Raw genomic sequence first — 23,969 nt, forward strand, 5'->3', positions numbered from 1 at the left:
AATGGCAAAGTTCAGATATTCCCTGCAGAACATCCTGAATATCAAAGAAAAAATGGAAACACAGGCCAAACAGGAATTTGGTATGGCACAGACTGCATTGAATGTGGAAATCGAACATTTGGAACGTCTGAAGGTGCGAAAACGGGAATACGAAGAAGAATCCGGTGGTCTGTTGCAGGGAAAACTGGATCTGCTGGCCATTGAAGAGAACAAGGAAGCACTTTTAAAAATGGACAGTCTGGTGGCTGCGCAGTGCATCCGGGTGGATAAAGCCAAAGAAAATGTGGAGGCTGCCAGAGAACGAATGACAGAAGCCATGAAAGAGAGAAAAATGCATGAAACCCTCAGAGAAAAAGCATTCGAGGCTTTTTTGCAGGAAGAAAATCATGCGGAAAGTAAAGCAATCGATGAACTGACCAGTTATACTTACGGACAGAAAAGCCGGCAGGCGGATTGAGACAACGGGAGGACATAATGGCAAGAGAAAAGACTCCGGAAGAGCAGACAACGGATAACGAGAGAAAACAGCTGGCGGAAGAAAAGAAAAAACTGAAGAAAGAACAGCAGGCACAGCGCAAGGAAGCAAAGCGCCGGGCAAAAGAAATCGCAAAACAGGAAGATGCTCTGGATGATGGGAGCGAAGGCAACAGCCTTCTGACCTTCGGAGCGACCATACTGATCGTGGTACTCTGGATGGCTGTAATCTGCGCGATCATCAAGCTGGATATCGGGGGATTCGGAAGCTCTGTGGTGACTCCCATTCTCAAGGATGTGCCTGTGCTGAACAAAATTCTCCCGGCTAACTCCATAACAGAGACTACGGATGGCAGTGCCTACGGTGGCTATACCAGTCTAGAGGATGCGGTGGATCAGATTAAGAGTCTGGAGCTGCAGTTGGAGCAGGCGCAGACGGCATCTGCAGCAAAGGAGGAAGAACTGGATCAGCTGAAAGCTGAGGTGCTGAGACTTAAGGAATTCGAGAATCAGCAGGTGGAATTCCAGCGGATTCAGAAAGAATTCTATGATGAGGTAGTCTATTCCGATAAGGGACCGGGTGCGGAAGAATATAAAAAATATTATGAATCCATGGATCCCGCTACTGCCGAATATATTTATAAGCAGGTAGTGACGCAGTTGGAAGAGAGTCAGGAGATACAGGATTATGCGGCAGCATATTCTGCAATGAAACCGAAGCAGGCAGCGGCTATTTTTGAGCAGATGACTAATAATCTGGATCTGGCGGCCCGTATTCTGAAAGTGATGAGTGCGGAGGACAGGGGTAAGATCCTGGGTGCCATGAATTCTGAAGTGGCAGCAAAGATCACGAAAATTATGGACCCTGAGTCTTAAGAAAAAAGCGGAAAGATCCGATAAAAGATTTGTAGTATCATTACAGGGTTAAGACTGCCATCCGGCAGCCAAAGGATCTGGGAAAGGAGGGAGAAAAGAACATGGCAGGCACAACGATTAAAGGTGTGGGCAACGACGGCAATGTACAGATCCGGGATATGGTCACAGTAGCGAAACAGAATGCCGGAACCGGTTTCCAGGCAGTGTGGAATAAGACCCAGAACAATGCGCAGACGACCGGAAACGGTGGACGCACGACCGACGGACGTAACGATGTCAGACGCGGTCAATCATTACGGGCCGGTGACAGACAGCGGGATCACCTCGCCGGAACACAGGAAAAGTCAGATGTCAAAGCAGAGGATGGTGACGCCAAAGATCTGGAAAAAGTCCAGGAAGTCCTGGGAACCATCGTACAGAACCTGATCGGACAGATCACAGATACCTTTTCGGTCAGTGAAGAAGAATTACAGGGAGTCATGGATGAACTGGGTATGACAGAGACAGACCTGATGGATCCTGTACAGCTGAACGAATTGTTGATGGCGGTCAGCGGAGCGGAGGATTCTTTTGCATTGCTTACCGATGAAGAGCTGTATGGAAATGTAAAAAACATCCTGGATCTGCAGAAGGATCTGACGGGACAGGCACAGGAAGAACTGCAGCTGACACCGGGAAAATGGCAGGATGCAGTCACTAAAGTAGTGACAGAGGAACCTGTGATCACGGTGGAAGTGGAAGAGCATGCCACAGATGCGGCAGAGAGATCACAGAGTGATGTGGAATTTCCGACAGTGGAGCAGGAACCGGAGGAGAAAATACAGGCACCGGTACAGAATACACAGGAAGAGAAAACAAAAGATTCGGGGAACAGACATGAGAGCCAGACAGCGGGACAGCAGGGCAATCTGTTGTTACAGAATCTGAAGGAAGAGAATTTCCTCTCCGGATTGCAGCAGGCATCACAGACAGAAGGAACACAAACAACGGATACACAGGATATCATGCGCCAGATCATGGATTACATGAAAGTCTCTGTAAAGGCGGACAGCTCCGATCTGGAAATGCAGCTTCATCCGCAAAGTCTGGGAACGCTTCACGTACAGGTAGCATCGAAGAACGGTGTGGTTACGGCGAACTTTATTACACAAAATGAAACCGTAAAAGCTGCACTGGAAAGCCAGATGGTTCAGCTGAAGGAAAGCTTCGCGGAACAGGGCGTAAAAGTAGAGGCTATTGAAGTGACGGTACAGACACATTCGTTTGAACAGAACCTGGAACAGGGTAGAGACAATCAGAGTGATCAGGAGAGCGGAGCCGGGGTAAGCAGAAGACGCACCCGCAGAATCAACCTGAACACAGCATTCGCAGAGGACGAGCCTCAGACGGAAGAAGACCGGATCGCAGCGGATATAATGTCGGCGAACGGCAATACGGTTGATTTCACCGCATAAAAAATAACAGAAAGGAGAAAGAAAATGGCATTGGTTGCACCCGTGGAAAACGGTAAGATCGTAGAGACTGCATCGCAGACTTCTGTAAAAAATTCCACAAAATCAAGCAATAGCGGGATGGACAAGGAAGCATTTTTACAGCTCCTGGTAGCGCAGATGAAGTATCAGGATCCTCTGGAACCCACATCCAACACCGAGTACATATCCCAGTATGCACAGTTCTCACAGGTAGAGCAGATGCAGAATATGTCCAGCAGCATGGATCTGCAGAGGGCAAGCGCACTGGTAGGCAAGGAGGTCTACATCAAGACAACTACATCCTCCGGAGAGACCAAGCTGGTACAGGGAAAGGTGGATTATGTAGCATACGAGAACAATAAGGCGTATCTCTATATTAATGAACAGAAATATTCCATTGATGACCTGGATTCCATTGTGGACGCGGATTACCTGGATGCGTATAACAAGGCTTATAACTTTACGGTAAAGCTGAACAAGCTTCCTAATGTAAACGGCATTGATTCTACGGATGGTGAGAATATTGATGAGCTGGAGAAGGAATACAACAAGATGAGTGATTATGAGAAATCCTTCCTGGCCAAAGATACCGTAACCAGTCTGAATAAGTACATCGAGAGACTGAAGGAGATCCGTGAGGCGGAAGAAAAAGCCGAAGACAAGGATCCCGAGAGTACGGAGAAGACAGAGGGTACCGAAGAAGCATAGAACAGTAAGTAAGCGGCTGACGCAGAGGAGTGTTTGAATATGGATATTCAGAAAAACAGTTTTCTGTCCATTGACCAGCTGGCAAATCAGTATTTAAACAACAGTCGTAAGACCGTAAAAGCAGCACAGGAAAATCTGGTATCATTTCAGGAAATCTTACAGAGCAAAAGTAACGAGCAACTGAAATTTTCCAAACATGCTACGGTGCGGCTGGCAGACAGAGGCATTGAATTGACCGATGCACAGCTGGAACGCTTGAACGACGGAGCGCAAAAAGCGGGACAGAAGGGAATCAGGGATTCTCTGGTGATCGTAGACAATCTGGCATTTATTGTGAATGTACCCAATAAGACCGTAGTCACTGCGATGGATAGCAGAGAAACCGAAGAAAATGTATTTACAAATATTAACGGAGCCGTAATTATGTAGACCGGACCTTAACGGAGGTTACACTCTTTTGAATGACAGAGAAAGAGTACGGTTCCGAACACAGGAGGAACAAGCACTATGATGAGATCATTGTATTCTGGTGTAGCAGGACTGAAAACACACCAGACCAGAATGGACGTAATCGGTAATAATATTGCCAACGTCAACACAACAGCTTACAAATCCAGTTCCATGACTTTCAGTGAACTGATGAGCCAGACCACACAGAAGGCCAGCGGTGCCAACGCTACCACCGGCGTCGGCGGTACCAATGCCAAACAGATCGGTCTGGGCGTTAAGGCAGGTGCTATCAATACTGCCATTACCACGCAGGGTTCTGCGCAGTCTACCGGTAACCCCTTTGATATCATGATCACCGGAGACAACTTCTTCGTAGTCAGCAACGGCTCCGAGAATTTCTTCACCAGAGACGGCTCTTTCTATGTAGATGGTGCCGGCAACCTGGCAATGACCAGCACCGGTTACAATGTTATGGGTTGGAGCGTGGATGAGACTACAGGCAACATCAAGCAGGATACCGTAACTGCACTGCGTATTATGAGTGCTGCGAATATGACCTATCCCCCTGAGGCTACCACAAAAGCAAATATCTCCGGAATCCTGGATCAGAATGACAAGGATGTTACCAGCGCCAACGGCAAGACCGTGAACCTGAATTTCTTCGATGCAAGAGGTTACAGCTACACTGCAAAGTTCACCTTTAAGCAGTCCGGCGGTGATAAAACCAATGAGTACAGTATGGAATTGAATAAGATTCTGGATTCCACCGGAAAGGAAATGGATATCTCAGGTATTACATTCGGAGAGCAGAACCTGGAACAGACCTTAAGCTCTAAACTTTCATTAAATACAGACTCCTATAAATGGGATGATGCTACAAAAACGCTGCAGACAACAGCGACACCTCCGGAGACAGTAGCAGAACTTGATAAAATATTTAACAACGGTGCACTCATAACTGATCAAGATAAAGCAGAAGAAGTACAAAAGAATCTTGATGCCATTGCCAAGGCATATGGTTATGAAGGCTCTACGGATGAATTTTTAAAATTGTATACTACGGGAAATGCCGGTCAGGTCACTGTGCAGAAAATGCTGGAAAATATGTCCAAGAACATGACGGGAGATGATATTCTGCCGAAAGTCAAGAACGAAGAACTTACGATGACCGGAAGAAAGTTTGACGGTGCAAAGGTTGTATTTGATAAGGATAGTGGTAAATTACAAAGTATCAATAACAGTACGACAAATCTTTCCACGACATTGAATTTTCCGGCTACCATGGGCAATTTCTCCAATATTACCATCGACTTGTCCGAATGTACCAACTACGACAACAAGGGTACTTCCACCATTGGTGCCACCAGCGGTGATCTGGATGGTCTGGGAACCGGACGTCGTCTGGGAGATATGATCGGTGTATCCATCCAGAAGGATGGCATGATCTACGCAAGCTATGACAATGGTATGACTAAGCTGCTCGGACAGATCGCCACAGCAGCCTTTGCCAATGCTTCCGGCCTGGAGAAGGAGGGCGATAATCTCTACTCCGCAACACTGAACTCCGGTGAATTCGACGGTATCGGCGTAGATATCACTGCAGGCGGCGGATACATGTCCACCGGTCAGCTGGAGATGAGTAACGTAGATCTGTCGTCTGAGTTTACCGAGATGATCACCACACAGAGAGGATTCCAGGCGAATAGCCGTATCATTACCGTGTCCGACACACTGCTTGAGGAACTGACCAATCTGAAGCGTTAAGAAATCGTAAAAAATAATTTGACTGCATAAGGGGATAGGATAGAAGCCTGTCCCTTTTGTGTATATAAAACATCAAGGGAAAAAAGTACTACATCATTACAAATAATCCTGTTAAATCCGCAGGGCAGAATAGGAGACGGTAATATGATCGAAGTCACGAAGATCAATGGAATCAAGGTATTGGTGAATCCGGACCTGATCGAACTGGTAGAAGAGACCCCTGATACAGTGCTGACACTGACCACCGGGAAGAAAATTATTGTAAAAGAAAGTAGACAAGAAATAAAAAATCTTGTAATATTATACAGAAAGGATATTTTTGCAAGATAAGGCAGAATGTCAGGTGATTTAAGTGGATATAGCTTCTTTAGCCGGTATATTGCTGGCATTATTTATGTTGGTATTTGGTATCATAAGTTCCGCAGGTGTGGGGGGATTCGGTGAATATCTGGATCCGGCTTCTGCAATCATCACCTTTGGCGGAGCATTTTCCTGTACCCTCATGTCCGTGAGTTTGCAGAATTACATAGCTGGTTTGAAATCTTTCACACTGATCTTCAAAGCGCCCATACTGAATACTTCGGATATGATCGGTAAGATCATAGAGCTTTCCAATGTGGCACGTAAGGAAGGCCTGCTTTCGTTGGAAGAAGCAGCAGCCGACCTGGATGAACCTTTTCTGAAGAAAGGAATTCTTTTGATCGTCGATGGAACCGATCCCGAATTGGTACGTGCGATTATGGAGACGGAACTGGTGAGCGTGGAAGGCAGACATAAGGATACGATTGGCTTTTGGGATACGTTGGCGGCCATGGGCCCTGCATGGGGTATGATCGGTACCTTGATCGGTCTGGTAGATATGCTGTATCATATGGATGATCCGTCCACACTGGGACCTGCCATGGCGGTTGCACTGATCACTACATTGTACGGATCCCTGCTGGCTAACTGGATCTGTACGCCGGTATCCAATAAATTAAAAGCGGATAATGCGATAGAGATGCAGCAGAAGGAAGTCATGATCGAGGGACTTTTGTCCATACAGGCAGGTGAAAATCCCCGTGTCATTGAGGAGAAATTAAAGTCATTCCTTCCTCCGAAGGACAGAACAAGTGCAGATGAAGAAGGAGAAGCGGGGGGTGAAGCTTAATGGCAAAACGTAAGCCTGAAGATCCACCTGCTGGTTCACCGGCATGGATGGCCACTTTCAGTGACCTGATGAATTTGCTTCTGTGCTTCTTTGTCATGCTGTTTTCCATGTCATCTATTGATGCCAACAAATGGGATGAAATGGCTGCGGCAATGTCTAACAGTGCTTTTAGTATTTTTAACGCCGGCTCTACGGCCATAGGTGAAGGAATATTGATCAGTAACGGCGTCAGCCAGCTGAATGATCTGGATGAGTATATCAGTAATGCCGGAAGAAATGCGGACAGTGAAACGGATTCCGACAATTATGAGAAATATGACAGCACAGAGGCACTGCAGGAGGCACTGAATGAGAAAAATCTTCAAAGCAATGAAGAACTGTCTGAAATGGTACAGGAAGCTGTAAATGAGGACAGCCTGGCGGATCAGGTGGATGTATCTTTCACAGCGCAATATGTACAGCTTTCTATGAAGGGAGCTCTTTTATTTGATTCCGGAAGCGATTCCCTGAAGGAACAGTCCAAGACAGTATTGGACAAAGTGGGAGTGATCCTGGAACGATATGGCAGTGATTCTGTAATTGAAATTGAGGGACATACGGATAATGTTCCGATACATAGTGCGAGGTTCGCTGATAACGAAGAATTGAGCAGTGCACGTGCACTATCTGTATTTTATTACCTTGTGGACAATACTTCACTGAATCCTGCAAATCTCCGACATGCGGGAATGGGAGACCGCACCCCCGTGGCAGACAATTCCACAGAAGAGGGCAGAAGTAAGAATCGAAGGGTAGAAATCAGAATATATAATCCTTCTGCGGCAAATTAAGTCAGACAGGGAAAGGAAGCAGAATAACATGAAGAAAAATCTGATGACAGTGCTGATCCTGGCACTACTTATCGTGAATATTGCGTTGACCGGTGTTATGCTGGTAAGCATTGTGGGAACGAATAAGAAGACGGCACAGCTGGTGGATAATATTACGACAGCCATGAATCTGGAATTGACGGTTCCGGGAGCAGAGGGAACGACGAGTGTTGCTCTTACGGATACAGAAGTATATAATATTTCGGATTCTATGACGATCCCTCTGAAGAGTGAGGCGGGAGCTGAGCAGGATTATATTATTTTTGATGTTTCGCTGTCTATCAATAAAAAGAGCAAGGATTATAAGACCTACGGAAACAGTGAGACACTGTCCGGCTATGAAAATCTGATCAAGGATGCCATTACCGCTACGGTTTCCGCACATACGGAAGATGAGTGCAGAGAGGATATGGAAAGTTTAAAAGAGGAAATCCTGAAGTCTGTGCAGGATCTGTTCCAATCCGACTTCATCTATAAGGTTGCAATCAGTGGAGTGAAATTCGGCTGATGAACCACAAAAATAAGATGACAGGAGGTGGGGGCCTGTGAGTGATATACTTTCACAAAGCGAAATTGATAATCTCTTGAAACAATTGTCGGACGGAGATCTGGATGTGGATCAGATTCAGGGTGAGGATGAGAAGCAGGTTAAAAATTATGACTTCAGTCGTCCCACCAAATTCTCCAAAGAACACTTAAGAACATTGGAGATTATATTTGAACATTACAGCAGACTGGTATCGACAAACCTGCCGGTATATCTGCGTAAAAACGTACAGGTATCGGTTGCAAGTTCCGAGACGGTTACTTTCAGTGAATTCTCCAATGCACTATCAAATCCGTCGGTACTCGGTATTATTAATTTTGCACCACTTAACGGCAATATCATTATTGAGATAGCAACCAATCTGTGCTATGCCATGCTTGACCGTATGCTGGGAGGCAGCGGACAGCCTTTGGAAAAAAGCAGGGAATTTTCAGATATAGAGTTGACAATACTGCAGAAGCTGCTGATCATGTTCACACAGTTACTGCGGGAACCCTGGAAGAATGTCCTTGATATCTCGCCGGTTTTAAGCAGGCTAGAGACGAATCCCCAGTTTGCACAGGTGATCGCTCCCAGTGATATGATCGCCATTGTAACCCTGAATATGAAAATCGGGGATGTAGAAGGAATGTTAAATATCTGTCTTCCTTTCTTTACACTGGAAGATGTGATGGATAAACTGAACACCAAATATTGGTTCTCCACAATGCAGGAGAACCATGATGAACACTACGAGGAGTACATTGAATCCATGATCCGCAGAGTGGATGTTCCCATTAAAGCGGTGTTGGGCAAGAGCGCAATTTCAGTAAGCGATTTTCTGAATCTGCAGGTTGGAGATTGTATTCGACTGGATTCCAGAGTGGATACCGATATGGAAGTGTATGTGGGCAATATTAAGAAGTTCACAGCATTACCGGGTACAGAGAAAGATTCGTATGCTGTTCAGATCACATCGGTGATCAGAGAGGAGGAGTAACGATGGATGGGATGTTATCTCAGGATGAGATAAATGCCCTGCTGCAAGGCATGGATCTGTCGGACACCGCGGACAGCGGTGCATCGCCGGAGACACCTCAGGACAGCAGCTCGGCTGAAAATACGGATAATGGATATGTGAAAGATGTGGCACCGACTGTCGGAGACGAAGAGGGACTGACGGATGTGGAGAAGGATGCCATTGGTGAAGTAGCCAATATCAGCATGGGTTCTTCCGCCACTACATTATATTCACTGGTAAACCGCAAAGTAAATATTACCACTCCGGTGGTTACACTGGCCACATGGAAGACCCTGCTGGATACTTACGAGAAGCCCTGCGTATTTATTCAGATCAAGTATACACAGGGGTTGGACGGCACCAATATTCTGGTTTTAAAAGAGCATGATGTAAAAGTGATCACCGACCTGATGATGGGCGGTGACGGTACCAATACAGAAGGAGAACTGGGAGAGCTGCATCTGAGTGCAATCTCCGAGGCAATGAATCAGATGATGGGATCAGCAGCCACCTCACTATCTACGCTGCTGCAGACGGTGATCGACATCAGCCCGCCTGAGTCTTCCCTGTTCGACCTGACAGAAGTAAAAGACGGCAAAGAAATTTCTCCATTTTTGGGCGGTACTTTTGTAAAGATCTCTTTTCGCATGCAGATTGATGATCTGGTGGACAGCACTATCATGCAGCTGTATCCCATAGATTTTGCCCGTAAGCTGGTAGAGACATTTATCAATACGCAGATGGCTAACATTGATGAAGTGACAGAGAAAAAGCCTGCACAGCCGGAGAATGATACCGATACCACAGCGCAGATTCCTGCACCGGGTACTGATAATCAGACGCAGATGAACAATACGAATCTGAACGGCATGAACCGGATGGGTAACATGGGCATGAATGACATGAACCAGATGAACAACATGGGCATGAATGACATGAACCAGATGAACAACATGGGCATGAATGGCATGAACCAGATGGGTAACATGGGCATGAATGGCATGAACCAGATGGGCAGCATGGGCATGAACGGCATGAACCAGATGGGCAATATGGGCATGAACGGCATGAACCAGATGGGCAACATGGGCATGAACAGCATGAACCAGATGGGCATGATGGGAATGCCGGGACAGAATGTGAATGTACAGCCTGCGCAGTTCCAGAGCTTTTCGAATGACAATATGGGCACTACCGGACAGGAGAATATCGGACTGATCAAAGATGTTCCACTGGAAGTAACGGTGGAGCTTGGCAGAACGACAAAATCCATATCCGATATTCTGGACTTCTCTCCGGGAACGATCATAGAGCTTGACCGTATTGCCGGTGAGCCGATCGACGTATTGGTGAATGGCAAGTTCGTAGCCAAGGGAGAAGTTGTTGTAATTGAAGAGAGTTTTGGCGTACGAATTACGGAGATTATAAAGTAGGCAGAGAACAGACCAAATAAACGGAGGAAAATTAAATGGCTAAAAATATTTTAATCTGTGATGATGCAGCATTTATGAGAATGATGATCAAGGACATTCTGACCAAGAACGGTTATAATGTGGCAGGAGAAGCAGAAAACGGATTGAAGGCAGTGGAAAAGTTCAAAGAGGTAAATCCTGATCTGGTACTTATGGATATCACTATGCCTGAGATGGATGGAATCCAGGCATTGAAAGAGATCAAAAAGATTGACGGCGGAGCAAAAGTAATTATGTGTTCCGCTATGGGACAGCAGGCAATGGTTATTGAGTCCATTCAGGCCGGAGCCAAGGACTTCATTGTAAAGCCTTTCCAGGCTGAGCGTGTTATTGAAGCAGTGAAAAAGGTAGTGGGCTAATGATCATACTTACCGGAAAAACAGACAGTTATGCGCAATTCATCACAGTGCTGTTGATCTTTGTGGCGGTACTGGCGGTGACTGCGCTGGTGACAAAATGGATTGCCGGATATCAGAAGCAGCAGGGTGCAGCGGGGAATATTGAAGTATTGGAGACCGTCCGGATCGCCAACAACAAATATATCCAGTTGGTTCGCATTGGCGAAAGCTATTTTGCGATTGCGGTCTGCAAAGATACCGTAACAAATCTGGGAGAAATTCCTGCCGGGCAGCTGAAGGACAAGACAACAACAGATAATACTTCTGGCTTCCGGGAGTTATTGAAACGTGCGGCTAAGAAAGAGAATGAAGAACAAGATCATTAACTGGAGTAATAAATTTAAGATTGCAACGTATATGGTATGCCTGCTGGTCACGGTGGGCATATTGTGTATTTGCGTACCGATAAAGGCACAGGCTTCGGAAAGACATCTTACGGGAGACACGGAGGTCTCCACAGTGATCAATCCTGCCGGAACGGCGACTACCCATGAGGAAGTAGGGTCGTTGAATACAGCCAATACGGTCAGCATTACCTACAATAATGGGAACGGTCAGATCAATGGAGCACTGAGAATTCTGATCACTCTGACACTGATTGCACTGGCACCGACCATTATCATTATGATGACCTCTTTTACCAGGATCATCATTGTGCTGCACTTTACCAGATCGGCATTGAATACGCAGACGGCACCGCCCAATCAGATCCTGATCGGTCTGGCATTGATCCTGACATTTTTTATTATGGAGCCTACCATTACGAGAATCAATGAAGAGGCGATCCAGCCGTTTGAAGCGGGAACCATCGACCAGAGTGAAGCACTGGAAAAAGGAATGGCTCCCTTGCGGGAGTTCATGTATCCGCAGACACAGGTAAAGGACGTAGAACTTTTTATGGATATCGCCGGACTGGAGTGGGATGGAACCCTGGAGGATATTCCCAATTCCGTGCTGGTACCGAGTTTTATGATCAGTGAATTGCGTACTGCATTCTGGATCGGATTTATGATTTATATTCCTTTCATTGTGATCGATATGGTAGTGGCGTCGACCTTGATGAGTATGGGTATGATGATGCTGCCGCCTACGACGATTTCCATGCCCTTCAAAATACTGCTGTTTGTTCTGGCAGATGGATGGGCACTGATCATAGGTCAGCTGGTGCAGACGTTCTATTAATCGGAAGGTGAGGTGTTACTATGACGATTGATGCAGTATCTGAAATGACTAATAATGCACTCTATGTGATCATCAAGGTATCGATTCCTGTACTTCTGGTGTCTTTGATCGTGGGTCTGATCATCAGTATTTTTCAGACGGTGACATCCATTCAGGAACAGACATTGACATTTGTACCTAAAATCATAGCGATCTTCCTGACGCTGATCCTGCTGGGCAGCTGGATGATGAATACTATGGTAGAATACACAGTACAGCTTTGGTCGAGTTTCAGCCAGTATGTACACAGGTGACGGGATGACTTCATGATAGATTTTTCGTTTTCGATATATGATCTTGAATATTTTTTATTGATTTTTGTCAGGGTATCCTGTTTTGTATACATAGCACCGTATTTTGGAATGAACGATACTCCTGCCAGGATTCGGATCGGTATCAGCTTTTTTACATCGATCCTGCTGTATGAAACACTGACACCGGCAGATGCGGTTGTATTTGATACGGTGATGGAGTATGCCGTGATCGTCATGAAAGAGGCAATTGCCGGACTTCTGATCGGATTCGGCGCGAATATCTGCATGGCGATCGTGAATTTCGCCGGATCCATTGCGGATATGGAGACCGGCCTGTCCATGGCAACCCTGATGGATCCGGCTACCAGAGAGAGTACCAGTATCACCGGTGTGTTATATCAGTATTCTTTTATGTTGATGCTGATCGCTTCCGGAATGTACCGCTATCTGTTTGGAGCGCTGGCAGACAGCTTTACGCTGATCCCCATAAACGGTGTGACTTTTCATGCGGACAGTCTGCTGAACTCCATGATAGAATTTATGAATGATTATATTCTGATCGGCTTTCGCATTGTATTGCCGATTTTTTGTGTGACATTGCTGTTAAATGCCATTTTAGGTGTGCTGGCCAAGGTGTCACCGCAGATGAATATGTTTGCGGTGGGAATTCAGCTGAAGGTGCTGGCGGGATTGTCTGCCCTGTTCCTTACGGCCGGAATGTTGCCTGGGGCAGCGGATTTTGTGTATCAGGAAATGAAGAAGATGGTAGTATCTTTTATCGGAGGTATGATGTGAGCTTAGAATATAATCTGCAATTCTTTGCCGCAGAAGGCCAGGGCGGGGAGAAGACAGAACCTGCTACCGAGAAAAAATTAACAGATGCCAGAAAAGAAGGACAGGTTGCCAAAAGCCGTGAGGTTGCTAATGGGCTTGGATTACTGGCGGTGTTCCTGGTACTGAAACTATGGGTAGGAAATATGGGATATCAGTTCATGAATGTTTTTACGGTTATTTATGAGAAGATTCCCGAGGTGGTAACGTTCTGGCATGGCAATATGCCGCAACAGGATACCACACTGGTATTCCGAAAAATGATGCTGGAAGCCGTAGTGATCATGGCACCGCTTATGCTGATCGGTTTCCTGATTGCTTTTTTAAGTGATGTGGTCCAGGTAGGATGGCATCCCACCGGAAAAACATTGCAGCCGAAGTTTTCCAAAATGAGTCCGGTGTCCGGATTTAAGAGAATATTTTCAGTCAACTCAGTGGTAGAACTGATCAAATCCCTCCTGAAGATTGGACTGATCGTTTACATATGCTATAATTATCTGAAGAATAAATGGCCCCTGTTGTATCAGCTATATGATCTGGATCTGATGCAGGCGATCGAACTGATCGGGAATACGGTGACGGATCTCGGAATCAGAATATCACTGATCTACATGATCATTGCGGCAGCTGATTTTATCTATCAGAAGGTAAAATTCAGCAGGGACATGAGAATGACCAAGCAGGAAGTAAAAGAAGAATATAAGCAGCAGGAAGGAGATCCGCAGATCAAAGGCCGTATCCGGCAGAGAATGCGGGAAGCCTCCCAGCGCAGAATGATGCAGAATCTTCCCCAGGCAGATGTGGTTATTACGAACCCCACGCATTATGCGGTTGCCATAAAATACGATCCGGAGGTGGCGGATGCTCCCATTGTGATCGCTAAAGGAGAAGATTATCTGGCGGCTAAGATCAAAGAGATCGCCAGAGACCATCAGATAGAAATCGTAGAGAATAAACCCCTGGCCAGAATGCTGTATGCCAATGTGGATGTGGGACAGGCAGTCCCTCCGGAGCTTTATCAGGCAGTGGCGGAAGTGCTGGCATTTGTATATCATCTGCAGGGGAAGATATAACTTAAGAAGAATTTACAGAAAGACAGAAAGGAGGTCAGGTGCATATGAAAATGAAAAAAGCGGATGTGGGTGTAGCAATTTATATCATGGCTGCCATTATCATGTTTATTGTACCGATTCCGGCCTGGCTTCTGGATATACTGCTGGCTATCAATATTTCCATTGCGTTGACGGTTCTGTTCGCTACCATGTTCAGCAAGGAAGTGCTGGATATGTCGTTCTTCCCCACCATGCTGTTGTTTACAACAATTTTCCGAATAGCACTGAACACCTCATCCACCAGACTGATCCTGCGGGACGGTAATGCCGGTAATGTCGTGGAGACTTTCGGTGAATTTGTAGGCGGCGGAGACCTGGTCATCGGTGTTATCATCTTTATTATTCTGATATTGATCCAGTTCATGGTAATCAATAAAGGTTCCGAGCGAGTGTCTGAAGTAACCGCAAGATTTACTCTGGATGCAATGCCCGGTAAGCAGATGGCAATTGATGCAGATCTGAATACCGGAGCCATCACGGATGCGGAAGCCAAGAGACGCAGAGAGAAGATCCAGGAAGAGGCAAGCTTTTTCGGTTCCATGGATGGTGCTGTAAAATACGTAAAGGGAGATGCGGTAGCGGGTCTTCTGATCACCACGATCAATATCGTGGGTGGTATTATCACGGGAATGACCAGGCAGGGAATGGATATTACAGCGGCCCTGAACAAATATGCGATCCTGACCATTGGTGACGGTCTGGTAAGCCAGATCCCTTCTCTGCTGATTTCACTTTCCACCGGTATTCTTGTGACCAAAGGAAGCAAGGATGCTGACTTTGGCACTACGTTGGTAAGCCAGCTGTTCGGTGTGCCGAAAGCACTGTACCTGGTAGGGACCATGCTGGCTGTTTTAGGATTTGTGACACAACTGAACACGATCCTGTTCGTGGGTCTTGGCCTGGTATTTATCATTGTGGCGAGAAATATTGAGGGCACGATTGAGACGGCAAAGATTGAACAGGAAGTAGACAGTGAGGAAGCAGCTGCGGAGGAGATACGACAGCCGGAAAATGTCAACAGCCTGCTGCAGGTGGATCCGATCGAATTGGAATTCGGTTACGGAATTATCCCTTTGGCGGATGTGAACCAAGGTGGTGACCTGCTGGATCGTGTCGTGATGATTCGAAGACAGATAGCATTGGAACTTGGTACGGTGGTACCTATTATCCGACTGCGGGATAATATTCAGCTGAACCCGAATCAGTATATTATTAAAATCAAGGGAATTCAGGTCAGTGAGGGAGAGATACTGTTTGACCATTATATGGCCATGAATCCCGGGTATGTAGAGGAAGAGATCACCGGAATCCCTACCTTTGAGCCTTCTTTCCACCTGCCGGCGATCTGGATCACGGAAGGACAGAGAGAACGTGCGGAGAGTCTGGGATATACAGTAGTAGATCCTCCCTCGATCATTGCTACGCACCTGACAGAGATCATTCGTCAGCATATTGCAGAGCTGCTTACCAGACAGGATGTTCAGAACCTGATCAACAACGTAAAAGAGAACAATTCTTCTCTGGTGGAAGAACTGGTACCCAAGCTGCTTGGACTGGGTGAAATACAGAAAGTGTTGCAGAATCTGTTAAAAGAAGGAATATCCATCAGAGATCTGCTGACAATACTGGAAACCCTGGCCGATTATGCGCCAACGACGCGGGATACGGATATCCTTACGGAATATGTAAGACAGAGCCTCAAGAGAGCGATTTCTACGAAATATTTCCCTTACCATGAGACGACAAGTGTGTTGACACTGGATCCGAAGATCGAACAGGAAATTATGGGCAGCGTAAAACAGACGGAGACGGGAGCTTTCCTGAATCTGGATCCTGCCAGAAGCAAGGCGATACTGAACGCTGTGGGTGAAGAGATCAAAAAGCTGGAAAATATGGGAAAAACCCCAATTATTATGACATCACCCATTGTGAGAATGTATTTCAAACGACTGACGGAAGACTATTATCCGGATCTGGTCGTGGTATCTTACAATGAAGTGGAATCAAATGTAGAATTACAATCTGTGGGAATGGTCACAGCATAACAGGAAGAGTGAACCGACGCAGGAGTGAGGAGTAATATGATCATCAAGAAATACACGGGGAAAACGGAAGCAGAAGCTACAGAAGCTGCGAAAAAAGAACTTGGAAGCGGTCTCGTGATCATGAATGTAAGGAAAGTAAAAAAGAAGGGATTTTTTGCATTTCTGTCTCCGAAGCAGATAGAGATCACTGCTGCACTGGAGGAGGAAAAACCTCAGAAACCGCAATATGGAAGTATTACGCGCACGACGGATGCACCGTCGGAGAACAGAAATCTGTTTGTCAGAAACAGTACAGAGAATATAGAAAAAAAGCTGGACAGTCTGCAGACACTGTTGGAGAGTCAGTTAAACAGCAGACAGGCGACCGGGGAGGAGACAGGAACCCACCGGGAAACAGTCAGTGAAGAAAAAGAGAAAAAGGATTCGAAAGCGGAAACCCCGGAGAAGAAAGAGGAAGAGCAGAATCCGGAACAGGATAAATTTATCCGGCTGTTGTATAATAAAATGCTGGATAACGAGATGGACGAGAAATACGTAAACAGTATTTTGGAAGATGCCTCTAAAACCAAAAAAGCAGACCTGCCCTTTGATTATCTTCTGGCTAATATTTATCAGAAGATGGTATTGAAATTCGGAAAGTCAGAAGGGATTACGCCCTCTGCGGACGGACCGAGGATTGTATTATTTATCGGACCTACGGGAGTGGGTAAGACAACTACCATTGCCAAGCTGGCAGGAAAATATTGTGTGGAGGATAAAAAGAAAGTGGCACTGTTAACCGCAGATACCTATCGTATTGCGGCCGCAGAACAGCTAAGAACCTATGCCAATATTTTGGAGACACCTTTCCGGGTCATCTATACCCCGGAAGAACTGCAGACTGCAGTGAAGGATTATTGGGATTGTGATTATATTTTTATAGATACAGCGGGGAGATCACATCAGAATGCGGATCAGCTGGAGAAAATGAAGGAAATGGTGGGAGCACTGAAAGACCCCGGAAACTATCATGTGTTTCTGGTTCTCAGTGCAACTACCAAATATAGAGATCTTCAGAGGATTGCAGACTGTTATGGTAAGATTACGGATTATGAGCTGATCTTTACCAAGTTGGATGAAACGGAGGCAGTGGGGAATCTGCTGAATATGAAGCTTTATACCGGTGCACCGGTCGCTTATGTGACCTGTGGACAGAATGTTCCGGATGACATGGAAGTATTCAATCCACAGAAGACGGTAAAACAGATCCTTGGTGGAAAGGAATAAAGCTTAGACAGAAAGGCGCGAGAAAATGGATCAGGCGGAACAGTTAAGGATTATTAAAGCAAATAAGCAGATAAGACCGACTGCAAGAGTCATAACTGTCACCTCCGGAAAAGGTGGCGTTGGAAAATCCAATATGTCTATCAATCTGGCAATTCAATTTCGTAAAATGGGAAAAAGGGTCGTTATTTTAGATGCAGATTTCGGACTGGCGAATATTGAAATTATGTTTGGTGCAGTGCCAAAGCATAACTTATGTGATCTGGTATACGAAGGAAAAAGTATCAGTGATATTATAACCCAGGGCCCTATGGGAGTGGGATTTATCTCCGGAGGATCCGGAATTGCCGGAATGTCAAATCTGGGAAAAGATGCTCTTACCTGCATTATACAGAATCTGGCCGAGCTGGATGCCCTTACGGATGTGATCATAGTGGACACAGGAGCCGGAATATCGGACAGCGTATTAGAATTCCTGGTGGCGAGCGGCGAGGTGCTGCTGGTGACGACGCCGGAGCCTACTTCCATTACGGATTCTTATTCTTTGTTAAAGGCGTTGTACCGACATCCGAGATATGAAGAGGGCTATACTAAGGTCAAAATGGTGGCAAACAGAGTGGAAAATGTAAAAGAAGGCCAGGTGCTGTTTGATAAGCTGAATGCAGTGGTTACCAGATATCTTAAGACCTCCATGGAATATTTGGGGTGTGTACCACAGGATCCCCAGGTGGTGCAGGCAGTAATGCAACAGGTGCCTGTGTCGATACAGAATCCGGGAGCAAAATCCAGTCAGGCATATCAGAGAATTGCGGAGAGATTGTGCGATAAAACACAGGAAGAACAACCAAAGCGCGGAATGGCAGCTTTTTTCTCCCATATTATAGGGACCAGAAACAAAGCTGCAAAACAGTCCAGATAAGAGAGGTACAAAATTATGTTGTCCAGATTTGTGGAAGAAGGTTCTAAAGTAGAGCTTCGGGCGCTGGAACATGGATTGGGAGAATCCGGAGCCGAAAATACGACAAAGGTTTACCAGAGCCGTGTACTGCAGATCCTATCGGAGGATACACTGGAGATTTCCATGCCAATGGAACAGACCAGACTGATCCTTCTGCCGGTGGAAAGCGAATATGATATGGTATTTTTCGAAGAGAATAGTCTGTATCAGTGTTTTTCCAGAATCGTAGATCGTTACAAAAGTAATAATGTATATGTGCTGGTGATGGAACTGACCAGCAATCTGCGCAAATATCAGCGGAGAGAATATTATCGGTTCAGTTGTGCACTGGATATGTGTGCGCGGAATCTGGAGGAAGAAGAAATCGAGGCACTGGAAAAAAATTCACCCTATGAGCTTCAGCCGGGACTTCCGTTAAAGCATAGTGTGATCGTAGATATCAGTGGTGGCGGATTGCGCTTCCTGTCATCTCAGAAATATGAACCCGGGAGCCTGATCCTGTGCAGCTACCATCTGTTAAAAGATGGGGAAAGAAAAAAATATGATGTGGTCGGAAAGGTTTTAGCAGTCAAGGAACTGGAAAACCGGAGGGGAATGTTTGAACACAGAGTCCAGTACTACAATCTGGATGTAAATACCAGAGAAGAGATTATTCGGTTTATATTTGAAGAAGAGCGTAAGAGCCGTAAGAAGGAGAGACTGAACTGATGCCAAAAAAAATACTGGTTGTAGATGATTCTGCACTCATGAGAAGAGTGCTCTGTGATATAATAGATGCAGACATAAGGTTTCAGGTAGTTGACAGAGCAAAAGACGGATTAGAAGCTTTTGATCTGTTGAGCAGAAACAGTTATGACGCGGTTGTCCTGGATGTGAATATGCCGAGGATGAACGGACTGCAGCTGTTGCAGGAATTGCGAAAATACAAGATACCGGCAAGAGTGATGATGGCGAGTACCGACACTATGGAAGGTGCCAGAACCACCCTGGATGCACTGGAACTGGGAGCTCTTGATTTCGTACATAAGCCGGACAGTGCAGTCGACTGCCGGGGAGAGAATTTCCGCAGAGAGTTTTTACGGACACTGAATGTTGTGGCTAACGGCAGAATGCCGTCATTCAATGAGAAGAAGAAAATTTCCGAAGAGAAGGGCACAGTCAGGGAGATGATGAAGATCATCAATCATCACCCGGTCAGTGTGGGCGGCAACAAAGTGGTGGCAATTGCAAGCTCCACGGGAGGTCCGAAATCTCTGCAATCGGTGATCCCTCTGTTACCGGCCGACCTGGATGCACCGGTACTGGTAGTACAGCATATGCCGGCAGGATTCACAGCATCTCTTGCAGAGAGACTGGATAATTTAAGCCAGATTCATGTAAAAGAGGCAGCCGAGGGGGAAGAACTGAAAAAGGGCTGGGTCTATATCGCCATGGGAGGAAAGCATCTCCATGTGGTAACCTCACCGGCCGGACGTCATACACTGCATTTATCCGAAGAACCTTACAGGGAAGGAGTCAGACCCTGTGCCAATTATATGTACGAATCCCTGCAGGACAGCCGCTTTGATACGGTTGTATGTGCAGTTATGACCGGAATGGGTGCGGACGGAACGGAAGGGATCGGTAAATTGAGAACTTCCAGGAAAACATACGTGATCGCACAGGATCAGGAGACAAGCATTGTATTTGGAATGCCCAAGAGTATTATTGCAGCAGGACTGGCAGATCAGGTGGTACCGTTAGACCAGATCGCCCAGGAAATCATACTGCATGTAGGAGTAAATTAAGTAATATATGCCGTTTCCGGCAATACTGTGATCGGCAGAATGGAGGAAAAGATGGACGTAAGCCAATATCTTGAAATTTTTCTGGATGAAACAAATGAACATCTGCAGAACCTGAATACACAGATTCTGGAACTGGAGTCAGATCCCGAGAATATGGATAATATCAATGAAATATTCCGTGCGGCACATTCCCTGAAGGGTATGGCGGGAACCATGGGCTATAAGCGGATGCAGAATCTGACCCATGATATGGAAAATGTATTTTCGGAAGTGCGTAACGGCAATATTAAGGTTACACCGGAAATGATCGACGTACTGTTCCAGTGCCTGGACGCTCTGGAGGAGTATAAAAACAACATTCAGGAGACCTCCGATGAGGGAACCAATGACAATGAAAATCTGATCAAAGCCCTGAATGATATTTTGAACGGCAGCAAGACCGGACAGGCGCAGCCCGCAAAGGAAGAAAAAGCAACAGCACCCGCAGCGGAGAGCACCGGAACAGGTGCGGAAAAATGGAATGACATTGCGTTTGATGACAGCCAGATCCGCGTGATCAAAGAAGCTATGAAACAGGGCAAAAATGTATACGGTATTAATGTTGTGGTACAGGACAGCTGTATCCTGAAGGCGGCAAGAGCTTTCCTGGTGTTCAAGGCTGTGGAGGAAAAAGGAGAGATCATCGTCTCCGTACCCAGCGCACAGGATGTGGAAGACGAAAAGTTCGATAAAGATTTCACTCTGATCGTTTTGTCCGATTATTCTCTGGATGATGTGATCAAGGCAGCGGAAAGCGTATCCGAGATCGCACAGGTGACCGGTGCGGTTCTGGAACTGGAGAAGACCAAGAATTATCATTCCGAAGAGGAGACACAGGAACCCGCACAGGAGAAAAAAGAAGAAGTAGCCGAGACAAAGACTGAAACGAGAAAAGAAGAGAAGAAGCCTGCAGCTGCTAAAGCTCCGGAGAAAAAACAGGTGAGCAAGCCTGTGGTCAACCGTACTGTACGTGTAGACATCGAAAAACTGGACTCTCTGATGAATCTCGTAAGTGAGCTGATCATTGCCAAAAACTCTCTGGTAGCTGCTTCCAGCAATGACCAGGGCAACAATACGGCATTCAATGAGCAGATCGAATATCTGGAAAATGTGACAACTAATCTGCATGAATCCGTAATGAAGGTACGAATGGTACCTATCGAAAGCGTTGTAGTGAAGTTCCCCAGAATGATCCGTGATCTGTCTAAGAAGCTGGACAAGAAGATGGAACTGTATATGACCGGTGAGGAGACCGAGCTGGATCGTACCGTGGTGGATGAGATCGGGGATCCTCTGATGCATCTGCTGCGTAATTCCGCTGACCACGGCCTGGAATCCGCGGAAGTTCGTGCACAGCGCGGCAAGCCCGAGCAGGGATCTATTTTCCTGGATGCTTATCAGGATGGCAATAACGTAGTCATCGAGGTAAGAGATGATGGTAACGGTATTGATGTGGAAGCTGTTAAGAATAAAGCAATCGAACGTAATCTGGTAACCGTAGAACAGGCAGCAAATATGCCGGAGAAGGATATTATCAATCTGCTGTTCCAGCCCGGTTTCTCCACTTCCGAAAAAGTAACCGATGTATCGGGAAGAGGCGTGGGACTGGATGTCGTGAAGTCCAAGATCGAATCCTTAAGCGGTGAAGTAGAAGTGAAATCAAAATGGGGAGAGGGAAGTACCTGGACGATCCGTCTGCCTCTGACCCTTGCAATCATTCAGGCACTGATGGTAGTCGTAGGTGGAGAAAAATATGCGATCTCCCTGGGATCCATTCAGACCATCGAAGATATCTCACCGAAGGATATCAAACTGGTAGAGAACAAAGAAGTGATCAACTTAAGAGGAACGGTAATTCCCCTGATCCGTCTGACGGAAGTACTGGATGTGGAAAGTACCAGATCTCCCGAGGATAATCTGATTGTGGTAATCGTCAAGAAGGGAGACAAAATGGCAGGTCTTGTGATCGATGAACTGATCGGTCAGCAGGAGATCGTTATCAAATCTCTTGGCAAATATATCAAGCAGTGTAAATTTATCAGCGGTGCAACGATTTTGGGTGACGGTGAAGTGGCACTGATCCTGGATGCAAATGCATTACTGTAAGGAGGGAGATGACGATTATGGAAGAACTTAGCATGAAAAATACGTTAAAAGCCGGAGATGAGCGTAAAATTGAGGAGGAATTTTTCCAGTATATTGTGATCCGCCTCGGTGATGAGCAGTACGGCATTGATATCCGTTACATAGACAACATTGTCAGAATGCAGCACATTACCAGAGTACCCAAGGTACCCGCATATCTGAAAGGTGTTATTAATCTGCGTGGAGAAGTACTGCCGGTAATGAGCCTCCGACTGAAAATGGGACTGGAGGCAGACGAACTGACCCGTGCTACCAGAATTATCATTCTGAAACTGGAACAGCAGGGCAGTGTCGGCATTATTGTGGACGAAGTGAAGGAAGTTGTCACTCTCGGTACCAGCCAGATTGAAAAAATGTCTCAGAATGCCGGTGAGAATAAAAAGAGTTTTATTACAGGTGTAGGAAAACACAATGGAGAACTGATCTCTCTTCTGGATCTGAATTCCATTACACTGGAGGAAAACGCATAAAGGAGATGGATCCATGGGAGATCTGAGTTTAGAGGAAGTTTCGGAAACATATCTGGATGTTTTAAAAGAAATTGGAAACATAGGTGCAGGCAACGCTATGACAGCACTCTCCCAGATGTTAAACTGCAAGGTGGATATGAAAGTACCACAGGTAAAGCTTTTGGATTTTAACGAAGTCGGAGCACTGATGGGAGGAGAGGAACAGGTAATGATCGGTGTTTTCCTGGGGGTGGAAGGAGACATTACCGGAAGCATGATGTTCCTGGTGGAACAGAACAGCGCAAAACATCTTCTCCATAAGATCCTTGGAGATATGGTACAGCCGGAAGGTTTTTCAGAGATTGAATTTTCTGCAATGCAGGAGATCGGCAACATTATCACGGGAGCCTATCTGAATTCCCTGTCGACTCTTACGAACCTGACGATTATCCCTACCCCGCCTTCTCTGACGCTGGATATGGCGGGAGCGATCCTAAGCGTTCCGGCAATTGAATTTGGAACTTTGGGAGATAAGATTTTACTGATCCAGTCTCAGTTTTACGATGAGGTGGAGATTGATGGTTATTTCATTCTGGTTCCCGATATTGAATCCTATCCCAAGATATTATCGTCTTTGGGAATATCTGTTGCATAAGGTGCTAAGAGGCAGAAGAAGGGGAGCAGA

Annotated in this window: 26 protein-coding genes; all 26 read left to right on the forward strand. The window is 46.0% G+C overall.

Annotated elements, in window-relative coordinates; translation table 11 throughout:
- Position 1: 1 nt before the first annotated feature.
- The 26 genes from fliJ (at position 2) to FYJ59_RS02315 (ending at position 23,939) form a co-directional block, all read left to right on the forward strand.
- Positions 2-457 carry a flagellar export protein FliJ gene (gene fliJ, locus FYJ59_RS02190; RefSeq protein WP_154495087.1) on the forward strand — a complete coding sequence of 152 codons (456 nt, stop codon included), beginning with the start codon at positions 2-4 and terminating at the stop codon, positions 455-457.
- 17 nt (positions 458-474) lie between these two features.
- Complete coding sequence (locus FYJ59_RS02195) at positions 475-1,350, forward strand: MotE family protein (protein WP_022153898.1); 876 nt, start codon at positions 475-477, stop codon at positions 1,348-1,350.
- Between the two features lie 101 nt (positions 1,351-1,451).
- Entirely contained in the window at positions 1,452-2,804 is a 1,353-nt protein-coding gene (locus FYJ59_RS02200; RefSeq protein WP_154495088.1) for a flagellar hook-length control protein FliK, read from the forward strand.
- A 24-nt stretch (positions 2,805-2,828) separates the two neighbouring features.
- On the forward strand, positions 2,829-3,530 hold the full coding sequence (locus FYJ59_RS02205; RefSeq protein WP_154495089.1) for a flagellar hook assembly protein FlgD: 702 nt from the start codon (positions 2,829-2,831) through the stop codon (positions 3,528-3,530).
- A gap of 39 nt (positions 3,531-3,569) precedes the next feature.
- On the forward strand, positions 3,570-3,959 hold the full coding sequence (locus tag FYJ59_RS02210; RefSeq protein WP_118550918.1) for a TIGR02530 family flagellar biosynthesis protein: 390 nt from the start codon (positions 3,570-3,572) through the stop codon (positions 3,957-3,959).
- 78 nt (positions 3,960-4,037) lie between these two features.
- Positions 4,038-5,744, forward strand: coding sequence for a flagellar hook protein FlgE (locus FYJ59_RS02215; RefSeq protein WP_154495090.1), 1,707 nt, complete (start codon positions 4,038-4,040; stop codon positions 5,742-5,744).
- 144 nt (positions 5,745-5,888) lie between these two features.
- Positions 5,889-6,074, forward strand: a complete 186-nt coding sequence (locus tag FYJ59_RS02220) for a flagellar FlbD family protein (RefSeq protein ID WP_118546123.1) — start codon at positions 5,889-5,891, stop codon at positions 6,072-6,074.
- A gap of 22 nt (positions 6,075-6,096) precedes the next feature.
- Complete coding sequence (locus tag FYJ59_RS02225) at positions 6,097-6,894, forward strand: motility protein A (protein WP_328597191.1); 798 nt, start codon at positions 6,097-6,099, stop codon at positions 6,892-6,894.
- Positions 6,894-7,724, forward strand: a complete 831-nt coding sequence (locus tag FYJ59_RS02230; RefSeq protein WP_154495091.1) for an OmpA/MotB family protein — start codon at positions 6,894-6,896, stop codon at positions 7,722-7,724. The genes FYJ59_RS02225 and FYJ59_RS02230 overlap by 1 nt, the downstream gene beginning before the upstream one ends.
- 28 nt (positions 7,725-7,752) lie before the next feature.
- On the forward strand, positions 7,753-8,271 hold the full coding sequence (locus FYJ59_RS02235; RefSeq protein ID WP_154495092.1) for a flagellar basal body-associated FliL family protein: 519 nt from the start codon (positions 7,753-7,755) through the stop codon (positions 8,269-8,271).
- A 37-nt stretch (positions 8,272-8,308) separates the two neighbouring features.
- Positions 8,309-9,289: a flagellar motor switch protein FliM gene (fliM, locus tag FYJ59_RS02240; protein ID WP_328597192.1), complete on the forward strand. Its 981-nt coding sequence runs from the start codon at positions 8,309-8,311 to the stop codon at positions 9,287-9,289.
- 2 nt (positions 9,290-9,291) lie between these two features.
- On the forward strand, positions 9,292-10,743 hold the full coding sequence (fliY, locus tag FYJ59_RS02245) for a flagellar motor switch phosphatase FliY (RefSeq protein ID WP_154495093.1): 1,452 nt from the start codon (positions 9,292-9,294) through the stop codon (positions 10,741-10,743).
- A gap of 35 nt (positions 10,744-10,778) precedes the next feature.
- Positions 10,779-11,141: a response regulator gene (locus FYJ59_RS02250; protein WP_022153909.1), complete on the forward strand. Its 363-nt coding sequence runs from the start codon at positions 10,779-10,781 to the stop codon at positions 11,139-11,141.
- Positions 11,141-11,506 carry a flagellar biosynthetic protein FliO gene (locus tag FYJ59_RS02255; RefSeq protein ID WP_022153910.1) on the forward strand — a complete coding sequence of 122 codons (366 nt, stop codon included), beginning with the start codon at positions 11,141-11,143 and terminating at the stop codon, positions 11,504-11,506. The genes FYJ59_RS02250 and FYJ59_RS02255 overlap by 1 nt, the downstream gene beginning before the upstream one ends.
- Positions 11,487-12,362 (forward strand): flagellar type III secretion system pore protein FliP, encoded by an 876-nt coding sequence (gene fliP, locus FYJ59_RS02260; protein ID WP_118550922.1) that lies wholly within the window; start codon positions 11,487-11,489, stop codon positions 12,360-12,362. The genes FYJ59_RS02255 and fliP overlap by 20 nt, the downstream gene beginning before the upstream one ends.
- A gap of 20 nt (positions 12,363-12,382) precedes the next feature.
- The gene (gene fliQ / locus FYJ59_RS02265; RefSeq protein WP_154495094.1) at positions 12,383-12,655 is read left to right on the forward strand and encodes a flagellar biosynthesis protein FliQ; all 273 of its coding nucleotides are present in this window, start codon (positions 12,383-12,385) and stop codon (positions 12,653-12,655) included.
- Between the two features lie 12 nt (positions 12,656-12,667).
- Positions 12,668-13,450, forward strand: a complete 783-nt coding sequence (gene fliR, locus FYJ59_RS02270; protein ID WP_154495095.1) for a flagellar biosynthetic protein FliR — start codon at positions 12,668-12,670, stop codon at positions 13,448-13,450.
- Complete coding sequence (gene flhB, locus FYJ59_RS02275) at positions 13,447-14,559, forward strand: flagellar biosynthesis protein FlhB (RefSeq protein ID WP_328597194.1); 1,113 nt, start codon at positions 13,447-13,449, stop codon at positions 14,557-14,559. Before fliR ends, flhB begins: the two co-directional genes overlap by 4 nt.
- A 50-nt stretch (positions 14,560-14,609) precedes the next feature.
- Positions 14,610-16,643, forward strand: a complete 2,034-nt coding sequence (gene flhA / locus FYJ59_RS02280; protein ID WP_154495267.1) for a flagellar biosynthesis protein FlhA — start codon at positions 14,610-14,612, stop codon at positions 16,641-16,643.
- Between the two features lie 36 nt (positions 16,644-16,679).
- Positions 16,680-17,909 carry a flagellar biosynthesis protein FlhF gene (flhF, locus tag FYJ59_RS02285; RefSeq protein WP_154495096.1) on the forward strand — a complete coding sequence of 410 codons (1,230 nt, stop codon included), beginning with the start codon at positions 16,680-16,682 and terminating at the stop codon, positions 17,907-17,909.
- A 25-nt stretch (positions 17,910-17,934) separates the two neighbouring features.
- The gene (locus tag FYJ59_RS02290; RefSeq protein ID WP_154495097.1) at positions 17,935-18,825 is read left to right on the forward strand and encodes a MinD/ParA family protein; all 891 of its coding nucleotides are present in this window, start codon (positions 17,935-17,937) and stop codon (positions 18,823-18,825) included.
- A 15-nt stretch (positions 18,826-18,840) separates the two neighbouring features.
- Positions 18,841-19,572: a flagellar brake protein gene (locus tag FYJ59_RS02295; protein ID WP_022153918.1), complete on the forward strand. Its 732-nt coding sequence runs from the start codon at positions 18,841-18,843 to the stop codon at positions 19,570-19,572.
- On the forward strand, positions 19,572-20,651 hold the full coding sequence (gene cheB, locus FYJ59_RS02300; RefSeq protein ID WP_154495098.1) for a chemotaxis-specific protein-glutamate methyltransferase CheB: 1,080 nt from the start codon (positions 19,572-19,574) through the stop codon (positions 20,649-20,651). Before FYJ59_RS02295 ends, cheB begins: the two co-directional genes overlap by 1 nt.
- Positions 20,652-20,702: 51 nt before the next feature.
- Positions 20,703-22,796: a chemotaxis protein CheA gene (locus tag FYJ59_RS02305; protein ID WP_154495099.1), complete on the forward strand. Its 2,094-nt coding sequence runs from the start codon at positions 20,703-20,705 to the stop codon at positions 22,794-22,796.
- Positions 22,797-22,813: 17 nt separating this feature from the next.
- A complete protein-coding gene (locus FYJ59_RS02310; protein ID WP_235897888.1) occupies positions 22,814-23,305 on the forward strand; it encodes a chemotaxis protein CheW in 492 nt (163 codons plus the stop codon).
- Positions 23,306-23,318: 13 nt separating this feature from the next.
- Complete coding sequence (locus tag FYJ59_RS02315; protein ID WP_154495100.1) at positions 23,319-23,939, forward strand: chemotaxis protein CheC; 621 nt, start codon at positions 23,319-23,321, stop codon at positions 23,937-23,939.
- Positions 23,940-23,969 lie beyond the last annotated feature (30 nt).

Source organism: Waltera intestinalis (assembly GCF_009695995.1).
GTDB lineage: Bacteria > Bacillota > Clostridia > Lachnospirales > Lachnospiraceae > Acetatifactor > Acetatifactor intestinalis.

Excerpts from the sequence above, each read along its gene's own strand:
- FYJ59_RS02235 (WP_154495092.1), top strand. The coding sequence starts at position 7,753 with ATGAAGAAAAATCTGATGACAGTGCTGATCCTGGCACTACTTATCGTG.
- FYJ59_RS02210 (WP_118550918.1), top strand. The coding sequence starts at position 3,570 with ATGGATATTCAGAAAAACAGTTTTCTGTCCATTGACCAGCTGGCAAAT.
- FYJ59_RS02200 (WP_154495088.1), top strand. The coding sequence starts at position 1,452 with ATGGCAGGCACAACGATTAAAGGTGTGGGCAACGACGGCAATGTACAG.
- fliQ (WP_154495094.1), top strand. The coding sequence starts at position 12,383 with ATGACGATTGATGCAGTATCTGAAATGACTAATAATGCACTCTATGTG.
- fliJ (WP_154495087.1), top strand. The coding sequence starts at position 2 with ATGGCAAAGTTCAGATATTCCCTGCAGAACATCCTGAATATCAAAGAA.
- FYJ59_RS02250 (WP_022153909.1), top strand. The coding sequence starts at position 10,779 with ATGGCTAAAAATATTTTAATCTGTGATGATGCAGCATTTATGAGAATG.
- FYJ59_RS02220 (WP_118546123.1), top strand. The coding sequence starts at position 5,889 with ATGATCGAAGTCACGAAGATCAATGGAATCAAGGTATTGGTGAATCCG.
- FYJ59_RS02290 (WP_154495097.1), top strand. The coding sequence starts at position 17,935 with ATGGATCAGGCGGAACAGTTAAGGATTATTAAAGCAAATAAGCAGATA.
- FYJ59_RS02295 (WP_022153918.1), top strand. The coding sequence starts at position 18,841 with ATGTTGTCCAGATTTGTGGAAGAAGGTTCTAAAGTAGAGCTTCGGGCG.
- FYJ59_RS02305 (WP_154495099.1), top strand. The coding sequence starts at position 20,703 with ATGGACGTAAGCCAATATCTTGAAATTTTTCTGGATGAAACAAATGAA.
- FYJ59_RS02230 (WP_154495091.1), top strand. The coding sequence starts at position 6,894 with ATGGCAAAACGTAAGCCTGAAGATCCACCTGCTGGTTCACCGGCATGG.
- fliY (WP_154495093.1), top strand. The coding sequence starts at position 9,292 with ATGGATGGGATGTTATCTCAGGATGAGATAAATGCCCTGCTGCAAGGC.
- FYJ59_RS02315 (WP_154495100.1), top strand. The coding sequence starts at position 23,319 with ATGGGAGATCTGAGTTTAGAGGAAGTTTCGGAAACATATCTGGATGTT.
- FYJ59_RS02195 (WP_022153898.1), top strand. The coding sequence starts at position 475 with ATGGCAAGAGAAAAGACTCCGGAAGAGCAGACAACGGATAACGAGAGA.
- fliP (WP_118550922.1), top strand. The coding sequence starts at position 11,487 with ATGAAGAACAAGATCATTAACTGGAGTAATAAATTTAAGATTGCAACG.
- flhF (WP_154495096.1), top strand. The coding sequence starts at position 16,680 with ATGATCATCAAGAAATACACGGGGAAAACGGAAGCAGAAGCTACAGAA.
- FYJ59_RS02215 (WP_154495090.1), top strand. The coding sequence starts at position 4,038 with ATGATGAGATCATTGTATTCTGGTGTAGCAGGACTGAAAACACACCAG.
- FYJ59_RS02255 (WP_022153910.1), top strand. The coding sequence starts at position 11,141 with ATGATCATACTTACCGGAAAAACAGACAGTTATGCGCAATTCATCACA.
- FYJ59_RS02205 (WP_154495089.1), top strand. The coding sequence starts at position 2,829 with ATGGCATTGGTTGCACCCGTGGAAAACGGTAAGATCGTAGAGACTGCA.
- FYJ59_RS02310 (WP_235897888.1), top strand. The coding sequence starts at position 22,814 with ATGGAAGAACTTAGCATGAAAAATACGTTAAAAGCCGGAGATGAGCGT.
- fliR (WP_154495095.1), top strand. The coding sequence starts at position 12,668 with ATGATAGATTTTTCGTTTTCGATATATGATCTTGAATATTTTTTATTG.
- cheB (WP_154495098.1), top strand. The coding sequence starts at position 19,572 with ATGCCAAAAAAAATACTGGTTGTAGATGATTCTGCACTCATGAGAAGA.
- flhA (WP_154495267.1), top strand. The coding sequence starts at position 14,610 with ATGAAAAAAGCGGATGTGGGTGTAGCAATTTATATCATGGCTGCCATT.